At 44.0% G+C, this 12,845-nt stretch carries 11 protein-coding genes; 4 read left to right on the forward strand and 7 right to left on the reverse strand.

Annotated features, from left to right (window positions below; genetic code table 11):
- Positions 1-77 precede the first annotated feature (77 nt).
- The 4 genes from pgi to FET73_RS10435 are packed head-to-tail and all read left to right on the forward strand — an operon-like array spanning position 78 to position 4,011.
- Entirely contained in the window at positions 78-1,622 is a 1,545-nt protein-coding gene (gene pgi / locus FET73_RS10420) for a glucose-6-phosphate isomerase (RefSeq protein ID WP_179952224.1), read from the forward strand.
- Positions 1,612-2,628 carry an iron-sulfur cluster carrier protein ApbC gene (apbC, locus tag FET73_RS10425; RefSeq protein WP_154223874.1) on the forward strand — a complete coding sequence of 339 codons (1,017 nt, stop codon included), beginning with the start codon at positions 1,612-1,614 and terminating at the stop codon, positions 2,626-2,628. Before pgi ends, apbC begins: the two co-directional genes overlap by 11 nt.
- Before the next feature lie 12 nt (positions 2,629-2,640).
- Complete coding sequence (gene dcd, locus FET73_RS10430; RefSeq protein ID WP_154223875.1) at positions 2,641-3,210, forward strand: dCTP deaminase; 570 nt, start codon at positions 2,641-2,643, stop codon at positions 3,208-3,210.
- Positions 3,211-3,228: 18 nt separating this feature from the next.
- Entirely contained in the window at positions 3,229-4,011 is a 783-nt protein-coding gene (locus FET73_RS10435) for a Rossmann-fold NAD(P)-binding domain-containing protein (protein WP_154223876.1), read from the forward strand.
- A gap of 14 nt (positions 4,012-4,025) precedes the next feature.
- Here FET73_RS10435 and modC read toward each other — a convergent pair whose 3' ends face one another.
- From modC to hutH, 7 genes are all read right to left on the reverse strand, one after another.
- Complete coding sequence (modC, locus tag FET73_RS10440) at positions 4,026-5,081, reverse strand: molybdenum ABC transporter ATP-binding protein (RefSeq protein ID WP_179952225.1); 1,056 nt, start codon at positions 5,079-5,081, stop codon at positions 4,026-4,028.
- Entirely contained in the window at positions 5,078-5,749 is a 672-nt protein-coding gene (gene modB / locus FET73_RS10445) for a molybdate ABC transporter permease subunit (protein ID WP_343032283.1), read from the reverse strand. Before modB ends, modC begins: the two co-directional genes overlap by 4 nt.
- Entirely contained in the window at positions 5,746-6,504 is a 759-nt protein-coding gene (gene modA / locus FET73_RS10450) for a molybdate ABC transporter substrate-binding protein (RefSeq protein WP_154223878.1), read from the reverse strand. The genes modB and modA overlap by 4 nt, the downstream gene beginning before the upstream one ends.
- Positions 6,505-6,716: 212 nt before the next feature.
- Positions 6,717-8,939, reverse strand: a complete 2,223-nt coding sequence (locus tag FET73_RS10455; RefSeq protein ID WP_154223879.1) for an NADP-dependent isocitrate dehydrogenase — start codon at positions 8,937-8,939, stop codon at positions 6,717-6,719.
- 123 nt (positions 8,940-9,062) lie between these two features.
- Positions 9,063-10,433 carry a metallopeptidase domain-containing protein gene (locus tag FET73_RS10460; protein WP_154223880.1) on the reverse strand — a complete coding sequence of 457 codons (1,371 nt, stop codon included), beginning with the start codon at positions 10,431-10,433 and terminating at the stop codon, positions 9,063-9,065.
- 106 nt (positions 10,434-10,539) lie between these two features.
- Positions 10,540-11,307, reverse strand: coding sequence for an N-formylglutamate amidohydrolase (locus FET73_RS10465; protein ID WP_179952226.1), 768 nt, complete (start codon positions 11,305-11,307; stop codon positions 10,540-10,542).
- A gap of 8 nt (positions 11,308-11,315) precedes the next feature.
- Positions 11,316-12,842 carry a histidine ammonia-lyase gene (hutH, locus tag FET73_RS10470; RefSeq protein WP_154223882.1) on the reverse strand — a complete coding sequence of 509 codons (1,527 nt, stop codon included), beginning with the start codon at positions 12,840-12,842 and terminating at the stop codon, positions 11,316-11,318.
- Positions 12,843-12,845: the final 3 nt, after the last annotated feature.

The following is a 12,845-nucleotide window of genomic DNA, read 5'->3' on the forward strand; positions in this document are numbered from 1 at the left end:
GCCTAATGTTCCTGCTTTGTGTGGTTATTTTGTCACAAAGCTTTAAAATAGCTCACCAATTAAAGAATCCACTTTGCATGAGAAACAACCGCGTTTGGGCCACACTGGAACAGCTGGCTCAAAAACCTGAACACAAAGACCTTAAGCACAGCATCGCCGATGTTGAGCGCATGGAAGCATTGACGCTACAATGCGGCGACTTGTATCTTGATTGCTCTAAAAACTGGCTCTCACTTCAAGTTTTTGAGCAACTACAACAGTTAGCAGAAGCCAGTGACTTAAAAGCCAGCATCCAAAAACTCTTTAATTTAGAAACAGTCAACACCAGTGAAAACCAAGCCGCTGGTCATACCACTTTGCGCGACCCCAACCACCAAAACCGCAAACACAATTTAGAACGCATGAAAGTGTTGGCTGAACGGATAAAGAATAATAAAATAACCACCGCTTTTGGTAAGCCCGTCAAACAATTGGTTAACATCGGCATTGGAGGCTCATACCTTGGTCCTCGCTTGGCAATAGAAGCGCTCACTGATTTACAAAGTGAAAGCCAAATTCCAGTTTATTTTGCAGCTTCTGTTGATGACTCGTTGATCAACCAATTGTTTCAGAGCATCGACATAGAACACAGCTTATTCTGTATCAGTTCTAAGAGCTTCGGCACAGCAGAAACCTTAATGAATGCCGAAGCGGTAATAGAAAAACTAAAACAACGTCCAGGTTATTTGCCAAACGATAATCAATCCTCATTGATGGCCATCACCGCCAAACCCGAAAGGGCCAAAGCCATAGGCATCAATGACTCAATGATATTGCCGTTTGACACCACCATCGGTGGACGCTTCTCATTGTGGTCGAGCATTGGATTCCCCATCATGTTGGCAGCTGGCAGCGATGCCTTTGAAGAAATGCTTGATGGTGCTAACATCATGGATAATCATTATTTAGAAACACCATTTGATAAAAACATGCCAGTTGTGCTGGCCTTGATTGGTATTTGGTACAGAAATTTTATCGGCTTGTCAGGCTATGCTTGCTTGCCTTATGATGCACGATTGAGGTGCTTTCCCAAATGGTTGCAACAACTGATGATGGAAAGTACAGGTAAGATGCACAACCTTCAAGGTCAAACCATAGATTACCCCACATCACCTTGGGTGTTTGGTGATCATGGCCAGTTATCGCAACATGCGTTTTTTCAAGCCTTTCATCAAGGCATAGATGCCCTACCCATGGATTTCATTGGCGTCTTAGACCATGATTCTCCCAGCCAAAGGTTTTTATTATTTAATATGATTGCCCAAGGTGCTGCATTGATGTCTGGTGAAAGCCACGAACACATAGACAACCATGACTGCCCGGGTAACAAACCCAGCACCACTTTGCTGTTAAATAGCATGAACCCAAAAGCAGTTGGTCAATTGCTCGCCATGTATGAACACATGATTTACACCCAATCGGTGATTTGGAACATCAACTGTTTCGATCAACCAGGTGTAGAGCTGGGCAAGAAATTAGCCAAACGCATAGAAAAACACGTACAAGAAAACCACTTGGACGACTTACCCTTAGACCCATCAACACAAAATTTGATCAAAAAGGTGATGAACCATGAAGGATGACATCAAACAAACTCAAGATCCTGTTACAGGACAAGTTTTCGGAAAATCAGCTGAATACAGTGGCCGAAAGAAAACCCTCTCGACGCGGTACCCAGTCTCAGGATTTGAACAGGACTATCAAAAACAAGTTGAAAGTTTCAACATTGAACACGTGGTCAGTCAAATACGTCAACACCAGGTCAAAGACAAACTAAAACCTGTCAAAGGTGTGAAAAATATCATTGCCGTTGCCTCCGGTAAAGGCGGCGTGGGTAAATCAACCACCACTGTCATGTTGGCCAAGGCATTACAGCAACTGGGCGCTACAGTTGGCATACTGGATGCAGACATCTACGGCCCAAGCATCCCCAAAATGCTTGGCGTCAAACAACAACCTGAATCACCAGACAACAAGTCATTCCTGCCTGTCGATGCCGATGGCATACAAAGCATGTCTTTAGGCTATATTCTGGACGAAAAAGCCCCTGCTATTTGGCGTGGCGCCATGGTCACCAAAGCACTGATGCAAATGGTTGAAGACACCCGTTGGGCCAGTGTCGATTATTTGATCATGGATTTACCACCAGGTACCGGTGACATCCAATTAACCATGATACAAAAAATTCCGGTAACGGCAGCCGTTTTGGTTACCACACCACAAGATATTGCCCTACTCGATGCACAGAAGGCTTTGGCCATGTTTCAGAAAGTGGACATTCCTGTGCTCGGTGTGATTGAAAACATGAGCACCTATGTCTGTGAGAACTGTGGTCATGAAGCACATATTTTTGGCCAACACGGCGGTTCAAAGATGGCCGAAGAATTTTCAGTGCCTATGCTGGGCCAATTGCCTTTGAATATCGACATCAGATTGAACATGGATAAAGGCCAACCCGACAAAGTGTGGCACAATGACCACCCATTGAATCAAAATGCTTTATTGATGGCATTAAGAACCGCACAAAACTTGGCTCAACTGCCCATCAAGTTCAGCCTCACAGACAGCTTAAAACTCAACAAGGTATAAAGGTAGATTATCATGAGCATCAAATCAGACAAATGGATACGCCGTATGGCGGAACAACACGACATGATCAACCCATTTGAGGCGGATCAAGTCAGGGGTAAGTCACGCCAAAATAAAATCATTTCTTACGGCACATCCAGTTATGGATATGATGTGCGTTGCGCCGATGAATTTAAAATATTCCACAACATCAATTCAGCCGTGGTCGATCCCAAAAAATTTGACCCCAACAGCTTTGTTGACGTGAAATCAGACGTGTGTATTATTCCACCCAACTCATTTTGCTTGGCACGTACTGTTGAATATTTAAAAATTCCACGCAATGTATTAACCGTTTGTTTAGGCAAATCCACATACGCACGCTGTGGCATCATCGTGAATGTCACGCCTCTCGAGCCTGAATGGGAAGGTCATGTGACCTTAGAATTTTCAAACACCACACCCTTACCGGCTAAAATATATGCCAACGAAGGTGTCGCACAATTCTTATTCTTTGAATCTGATGAAGTGTGTGATGTGTCATACGCCGACCGTGGTGGCAAGTACCAAGGCCAAAAAGGCGTCACTTTACCCAAAGCTTAAACAGCTGATGGTAAGCAGATGAATATTTTTATCATAGGCAGTGGCTGGTTGGCACTGCCTTTGGCTGAACATTTAAATAACAGAGCCCACCAAATCACAGTCACTACCACTTCCACTGAAAAGTCTGAACGAGTAAACAAACTTGGTTTTAAAGCACTGGTATATCAAATGGGTGAATTATTCCCTGATGACATGCTTGATGCTGATGTTGTTGTTTTTGCAAACACATGCAAAGACGTTTCAGCCTACCGCTCTACCGTTAAAAACTGGCCAAGAACATTCAAACCTCAAGTCATCTACACCAGCACCACAAGTGTATATCAGGACAATGGTCAAGACCATGATGAAGAAAGCCCATCAATTAACCCTGAACACCCGACTTATTTAATTGAGCAGACATTAAAGCCATTAAAGGCCAACATCATCAGATTATCTGGCTTGGTTGGACCTGGCTTCATGAGACAAGATTTAATTGTCAATTCACGGCACCCAGGCCGCTTTTTCAGAAAAAGTCTTGCTGTTAGAAATCCCAAAAATCAGGTTAACTTGGTCCACCGTGATGATGCCATTGGTGTCATTATTTCTGTCATAGACAGTCAATTAAATAAGCAAATTATCAACGCCAGTGCAGACAACCACCCAACCAAAGGCGAATATTACAGTTACATGGCCAAACAATTGGACGGCACCATTTTAGATACCACACAAGAAACAAGCACCTCGGGCAAAACCATCAACAACCTAAAATCCAAAACCATTTACACATACCAACATTCAGATGTTTGGCAAATGTCATTTTAATTAACAGTCCTCTATTACACCACCAGCGCAACAGCCTTAATTTGAGCATACACATGCTGGCCTGTTTTTAAGCCCAAATAGGCTATCGATTTGTGAGTCAATAAAGCCGTAAGCAGTACGCCGTTGACCGTTAAATTCACTTGGCTTTGTGATGCATTGAATGGCGTTATATTTGCCACATTTCCCGAAACCACGTTCAGCACACTGCTGTCAGTCGGTTGACTCTTGCTGACCGCCACATCACTGGCATTCACCAGTAAACGGACGTTATCACCCAGATTGAGGCTTTGGGCATTGACCCACATTTGACCACATTCAGCATCAACCTGACACAAATGGTATTTTGAGTCAAAGTTATTGACCTGACCCTTTAATACCGACCAGACAGATTGTTCACCTGTCATCAGCTCATGTTGTGTTTGCATCATTTTCCAGAAACCACCTGATGCCACGACCCGGCCCTGTTCTATCATCACAACATAATCGGCCAATCGCATCATCTCTCTGCGACTGTGTGTGACATAAATGATGGGCGTGATCTGTTTGATTTTTTTCAAATAAGACAACAACTCGGCTTTGCGGTCATCATCCAATGCAGACATCGGCTCGTCCATCAACAACAACGCTGGCGCACTGGCCAAAGCCCGCGCCATGGCAACACGCTGAAGTTCACCCCCAGATAATTGATTATTGTGCCGTAACAACAAACCCGATAAATCAAACATCTCAACCAATTCATCAAAAGACAAGCCTGCATGTTTGCGCCTTTTAATCGCATAGTTGATGTTTTGTGTGACATTCAAATGCGGTAACAAGTTATTGTGCTGAAACACCATCGCCACTTGGCGGTGCTGTGGTTTGACAAAGGCCTTGTCACTTTGCCAAGCTCGCCCTTTAAAAATGATATTCGAATTTCGGGCACGTGACAACCCAGACAAACAACGCAACAAAGTAGTCTTGCCACAACCAGATGGCCCAAACACCACCGTGATACCCTCGCTGGGCAAGGTCGCATTCAAACTTAAATCAAAGTCTGCCAATTGCTGTTTGATATCGACATGCAAACTCATAACGCCACCTTTCGATTTCGGCCATTGAAGGCATACACCAACAACAGCAGGACAAAAGACATCATCAACAACACCAGCGCCAGACCATGAGCTTGGCTCCATTGTAAGGATTCCACATGTTCATAAATCGCAATCGAGGCGACGCGTGTTTCACCGCCCAAGTTACCACCAATCATCAGTACAACACCAAACTCACCCAAGGTGTGCGCAAAGCCCAAAACCACAGCGGTGATAAAGCCTGACTTGCACAATGGTAAAACCACAGAGAAAAAACGGTCCCAAAAACCTGCCCCCAATGTGGCTGCCGCCTCTAATGGTGCTTTGGGCATTTGAGACAGGCTGCTTTGAATGGGTTGCACCACAAAAGGCAACGAATAAATCATTGAAGCCAGCACCAAACCTTGAAAAGAAAAAGCCCAATCCAATCCCGCCAAAGGGCCGTTGCGACCCAATAACAACAACAAATAAAACCCCAAAACCGTCGGCGGTAAAACCAACGGCAAGGCCACCATGGCTTCTACCAAGAATTTAAATTTAGCTCGACTGAATGCCAGCCACCAAGCCAAAGGCGTGGCAAAGATAAGCAACAAAATCACCGTAATGCCTGCCAACTTGACCGACAACCACAAGGCAAACCAATCCGATTGGCTTAACAATTCTTCACTCACAATTCCACCTCATATCCCCAAGATTGCAACTGCTTTTTAACGTTATCGGAACGCAAATAAGCCATTAACTGACTCGCTCTTGGATTATCTGAAATTTGTACTGCTTGTTGTTTGATGGTTTTGTAACTGTTAAAAGGCAATACACGATAATAGGCCTTCTGTTGGCCTTTGTCTTCTGACATCACGTCATCCCATAACTTAGCCTGAGACAATGAAATGATCGCCGCATCGGCTTGTCCTGCGACCACAAACTGCTGTGCTTGGGCTATGTTCTGACCATATACCAAGCGACCTTGCCAAGCCTGATAATCAGCCAAGCTTTTCAAAGCCTCAACAGCAGCAACACCATAGGGGGCCAATTTCGGATTGGCTATCGCGAGGTGTTCAAATGACATGCCATCAAAACTTTCTGACTCAAAAGGCTGCAATGACCACAAAACCAAACGGCCCTCGACATAGGTGAAACGACTGTTCTTTATCAGCAATCCTTGCTGCTCCAAAGCCAAAGGTCGAGCCACATCTGCTGCCAGAAACACATCAAAAGGCGCACCTTGGCTAATTTGAGTGAACAATTGACCCGTAGCACCGGCACTCAAATTAATTTCAACCCCCGACTGTTCTGAGAATTGTTCAGCCAACACCTGCATAGGGGCATAAAAATTACTTGCCACCGCGATACGAAGCACCTGTTTTTGCTCAGCCTGCTGACAAGCCACAAGCACAACAAATAAAGCCAAAAGTCCTGTATATTTCATCACGACATTATAACCAAGAATGTTGATCAATCTTTACTTGTTAGTCACTTCAACTAACAACCTGATAAATATCAGTTATTTTAAAAATAATTACCCCAAAAATTTTTTTCAAAAAAACGTAAAAGTCCAACCCAAAACCAGATACTCACTGGCAAAAAAAAGCCGAAACTTGAATCAAGTTTCGGCTTCCTGTTTTTTACATTGAACTTAAATTAAAACTGATCAATCAAAGCATTAAACGCTGCACTTGGACGCATCGCTTTTTCAGCCAAGGCATCATTAGGCTCAAAATAACCACCGATATCAACCGCTGAACCTTGTGCATCAATCAAGTCTTGCGTGATTTGTGCCTCTTTTTCTGCCAAGACTTGAGCCAATGGAGCAAACTTAGCTTGTAAGCCGGCATCATCAGTTTGTGCAGCCATCGCTTCAGCCCAATACTTGGTCAAGTAAAAGTGACTTGAGCGGTTGTCTGGCTCGTTGACTTTACGCGAAGGTGATTTGTTTTCGCTCAAGTACAAACCATTGGCAATGTGTAAGGCATCAGCCAAAACCTGTGCTTTTTTGTTGTCCGTTTTTTCAGCCATGTCTTCAAGTGATACAGCCAAAGCCAAAAATTCACCCAAAGAATCCCAACGTAAATGACCTTCTTCAACAAACTGCTCAACATGCTTAGGTGCTGAACCACCCGCGCCCGTTTCGAACAAGCCACCACCGGCCAATAAAGGCACGATAGACAACATTTTGGCAGACGTGCCCAACTCTAAAATCGGGAACAAATCAGTCAAATAGTCACGCAACACATTACCTGTCACAGAAATCGTATCCAACCCTCTTGTCACACGCTCACATGTGTAACGCATGGCGGCTTTTGGATTCATGATTTCAACTTCCAAACCAGTTGTGTCATGGTCTTTCAAGTAGGTATTCACTTTTTCAATCAAGTTTCTGTCATGAGCGCGGTTTTCGTCTAACCAGAAAATCGCTGGATTACCTGTGTTTTTGGCACGGCTGACGGCCAATTTAACCCAATCTTTGATCGGCAAGTCTTTGGTCTGACAAGCACGCCAAATGTCACCTTGCTCAACGTTATGCTGAATCAATACATTGCCCGCAGAATCAACCACACGCATCACGCCATCGCTGGGTACTTCAACTGTTTTGTCATGTGAACCATACTCTTCGGCTTTTTGTGCCATCAAACCGACATTGGCCACATTGCCCATGGTGGTGACTTCAAAAGCACCGTTTTCACGGCAGTAATCAATCATTTCTTGGTAAATACCGGCATAACAGCGATCTGGAATGATCATTTTGCTGTCTTGTAATTTGCCTTCTGTATTCCACATTTTTCCAGAAGTTTTAATCGCAGCTGGCATAGACGCATCGATGATCACGTTGTTAGGCACATGCAAGTTGGTGATGCCCTTATCTGAATCAACCATCGCCAATGCAGGTTGTGACTCATAACACGCCATGATGTCAGCTTCAACTTCGGCTTTTTTATCAGCCGGCAAGTCTTGAATCTTACTGTAGACATTGCCGATACCGTTATTGGCCTCTACGCCCAATTCTTTAAACAAATCTGCATGCTTGGCAAAAACGTCTTGGTAATACACTTCAACAGCATGTCCAAACATGATCGGGTCTGACACTTTCATCATCGTCGCTTTCAAATGCAATGACAACAAAACCCCTTGGTCTTTGGCTTCCGCAATTTCCTTGGCATAAAACGCGCGCAAGGCATTTTTACTCATGCGAGTGGCATCCAGAACTTCGTCTTTTTGCATCGCTGTTTCTGCTTTACATACAGTGATGTTTCCATCAGCATCAACATGTTCAATGCGAACCACATCGTCTTGTGACATCACAACAGACTGTTCAGAACCATAAAAGTCATCAGCATCCATGTGAGCCACATGTGTTTTAGAATCTTTAGACCAAGCACCCATGCGATGCGGGTTGTCTTTGGCGAATTGCTTTACAGCTGCTGCCACACGGCGGTCAGAATTACCTTCACGTAACACGGGATTAACAGCAGAACCCAAAACCTTACTGTAGCTGGCTTGAATCGCTTTGTCTTCATCAGAGTTCGCTTCTTCTGGGTAGCTAGGTATGTCATAGCCGTGTGTTTGTAACTCTTTGATGGTTGCATTCAACTGTGGAATTGAAGCTGAAATATTCGGCAATTTGATGATATTGGCTTCAGGTGTTTTGGCCAGAATGCCCAATTGTGCCAAAGCATCTTCTTTTTGTTGCTCAGCAGTTAAACGCTCAGGAAATTGTGACAAGATGCGACTGGCCAAAGAGATGTCCTTGGTGTCCACTTGTACATCAACTGTGGCGGCAAAAGCTTTCACAACGGGTAAGAAAGAGTACGTGGCTAAAGCTGGTGCTTCATCCGTGATGGTATAAATGATGGTAGGTTTGGTCATGTTCGCTCCTGAATGGAATCATAACTGGATGCAACCGCACCCAGTATCAAAAAATCAGGCGACAGTATATCAAAAACACCGCTTTGAATACACTGTCACGCAAGCAATAACTACCGCATAAGCTTAGAAGTCAAACCCATCAGCAAAAATCAAATCATCACCGGCCCTGACTTGAACACGGAAGCCTTGTGCTGTTTGACTTAAAACCTCAACTTCTACACCATCAATGGGGTCAACAAATGTTTCACCAACCTTCCACATCACACCTTCTGTATCTGCATAATCTGCTGCTGGACTGTCTCCATCAACCACCCAAGGTGGCTCTTCACGACTGGTATCCACATGGTGAATGATTACAGCCGTTCCGGGTAAATTGGCCTCATAGTTCCCTATTTTCTTTCTGCTTTCGACCACATAATGTGTTCCATCAGATACTGGAATATAAATAAACCGCTTGTTATTGGTGCTGGCTATGGATGTGTGGTCCAAAGTAACAGTTCCAAAACTGTTGTTGTTGGTAATCCAACCTTCACTGTCATCAACCCAGCCTAATTGGCGTTTAAAATAGGCATTGATGTGCTTACCCAAACGACCATAAATATTGTCATTCACACCATAACCTGTGGCTGCACTCATCACATCCCATGGGCTATCATAAGGGTTGCCATCATCATCAGAATTATTGGCATGCGGTAAACCAAAGCCATGCCCCATCTCATGGGCAATCACACCTTCATTGGCAAAAGACCAAGGTGGATTCCAAGTGGTGCGCCAAACTTTAGTGGTGCCATCAAGGCTGGCCCACTTACCACCGCCCCAGGCACAACAATCCAGGTCTTCATTGAACATCATGTTGATGCCAACATAAGGTTGTCCATTACCTGTATTTGAGAAATCTACATGCGGGTCGGCTGCAGCTGTACAATCAGCAAATAAAGAATCTAAATCAGCATCTGAACCACTACCAGGTGTTGGCATATAGGTACCTTGAGAAGAAGGCAAGTCCACCCAGTCAACTGCCATAGACCCCACAACATCAATGTTACTGTGCGATACTTCTCGCCAATAATGATCAAGTCCCGCGGGTTGATTATTGTACATTTCTGAGAAAAAATTCAGGTTTTCCGGCTCAGCTGCCACATCACTGAATTTGCACAGAATGGTCACCCAAGGCTGGCTGCCAGAAACACCCGTTCCAGCGACACTTTCCATCAACTTGATGGCATTAACTCGCTGTAAACCAGACACTTTAATCTCAGCTAGTGATTGAATTTCTACCCGCTTACCCAACCAATTGTGGATGGGCGCTTTTTTCATGAATACATCACTTAAATCTAATGCCAACTTACCTGAATCAGTCTGTAGGTGATATCGGGTGATGTATTCTCCGTTTAAACCATCTCCATACTCAAACAACAAAACCCCTTCTTTTTTGTGAACATCAACTGCAAAAACTTGCAAAGACAACAGCAATAACAACACCGTATATTTCATAGCCTACTCTTAAAAATGTAATCTATTAATTATATGTGACCGTTTTACTCAGAAACCAGTTTATTGTTGTTTTTGTGACTGGGTTCGAATGAATGACAAGGGCAACTCATTTGATTTCAAACATTTCTAATAGCTTATTCAAGCCATTAAGCCAAAATGCCGTTAATTCATGACGCTTATTGTCACCATAAACACTTTTGGCATGTTCCAGTTGAACCGCATGAATACCGTCTTGAGGCTGTCCATATTGGCGGGTGATGTAACCGCCCTTGAAACGGTCATTGATGACATAGCTATAATTGCTTTGTCTTGATAAGTGATGAATTAATGTGTTTTGTATGCTGTCCGAGCAACTTTTGCCATCATAAGTACCCACACTGATGTCCGACAAACGACCCTCAAAGAATCGTGGCACCACGGCATCTATGCTGTGTGCGTCAATTAATAAACAAAAACCAAATTTTGCTTTGGCTTTATCAATCAAGGCCTGTAACCGAACATGATAAGGGCGCCAATATGTTTCAACCCTGTGAGCCACTTCTTCAGCACTGGGTTCATGGCCTGACAAATATATAGGTCGTTCATCAAATAAAGTCGTCGGACAAACAGTTGTTTCATTTTGCCCCGCATACAAAGCACCACCTGCTGCAGGACGATTCAAATCAACCACATAACGCGAGTAGTTGGCTTTGATCTTGCTGTATTTTAAATTTTCAAATTCAAACACTGACGATATACCCGTATCACGATCGGGCGTGTCTAAAGCATACCCATGCATGTTTTTTTGAATGGTTTCAGGAATCAGCGCACCATCATGTGGCACGCTGATGACCAAAGGTGAATCAGATGTTGTTAAATCAAAAATGTCGCTCATGTTTGGGCTCATGCCAATGAGGGGCAAAGGGGCTCAACAAATTGATTCAACTCACCTGATAACACCAAGTTTTGCATGTGTACTATATCAGGAGAGAGTAAACGGTCTTTGTCCAAAAACGGCACGTCTTCACGCACTTTTTGATACACCGAATACAGTTTCTTAGAGGTGTTCAAATCTTCGTGAAAATCGATGCTTTGACAAGCCGCCATCATTTCAATACCAATCACCACTGCCGAATTTTCAGACAAATCAGTCAACTTACGTCCAGCAAAAGTGGCCATTGAAACATGGTCTTCTTGATTGGCTGAAGTCGGAATGGTGTCAACCGAAGCCGGATGCGCCAGAGTCTTATTCTCAGAAGCCAAGGCCGCCGCTGTCACATGGGCAATCATAAAGCCAGAATTAACACCCGAATCAGGTACCAAAAATGCCGGCAATCGACTCAATACAGGATCAATCAACATCGCGATGCGACGCTCAGACATGTTCGCCATATCAGTCAATGTGATGCCCAAAAAGTCCGCCACAAAGGCCACAGGCTCTGCGTGGAAATTACCGCCAGACAACACTTCACCTTCATGAGCAAAAACCAAAGGGTTGTCAGTGGCAGCATTCGCTTCAATCAGTAACTTTTCTGCAACATAGTGTAAAGAATCCAATACAGCACCCATCACCTGCGGCTGACAACGCAAGCAATATGGATCTTGAACGCGGTCACAGTCTTCATGCGAAACCACAATTTCACTGTCTTTAAGTAAAGTTCTGATGGCTTTGGCCACAGTAATCTGTCCTTTTTGACCACGTGCCATGTGAATGCGCTCATCAAAAGGTGCCAAAGAACCTTTGGCGGCATCGATAGACAAAGCACCTGATAACAAGGCCGCATTAAAACAATTCTCTGCCAAAAACAATCCTTTCAGTGCCAAACCACAAGACACCTGTGTACCATTGAGTAAGGCCAAACCTTCTTTAGGCCCTAATACAATTGGTTTCAACTTGGCTTGTTTCAAAGCATCCATGGCAGGCATAACCTCACCTTTGAAATTCACTTCACCCAAACCAATCATGGCCGCCGTCAAATGCGCCAAAGGTGACAAATCACCCGAAGCACCCACCGAACCTTTTTCTGGAATCAGTGGATAAATTTCGTGACTGATCATGTCCAGCAGCAACTGTAAGGTATTCGGATGAATACCAGAAAAACCTTGAGACAAACTCATGGCTTTCAATGCCATGATCAAACGTGTGGTGTCTGTATCAATCGGTTTACCAATGCCCGTGGCATGTGATATGACTAAATTGCGCTGTAAAGTATCCAACTCCTCTCGAGGAATTTTAACCTTAGCCAACAAACCAAAACCTGTATTCACGCCGTAAACCGTCTCGCCCGAATCAGCAATTTGTTCAATCGTCTGACGAGACTGAATCACGCCTTGTAACATGTGGTTATCAATCGTCAGCTCGACAGGTGTTTGCCAAATATTTCTTAAATCGCACAGGGTGAAACCTGCGTCTGTAATCACGTAACTCATATA

The organism is Marinicella rhabdoformis (assembly GCF_009671245.1).
GTDB classification, from domain to species: domain Bacteria; phylum Pseudomonadota; class Gammaproteobacteria; order Xanthomonadales; family Marinicellaceae; genus Marinicella; species Marinicella rhabdoformis.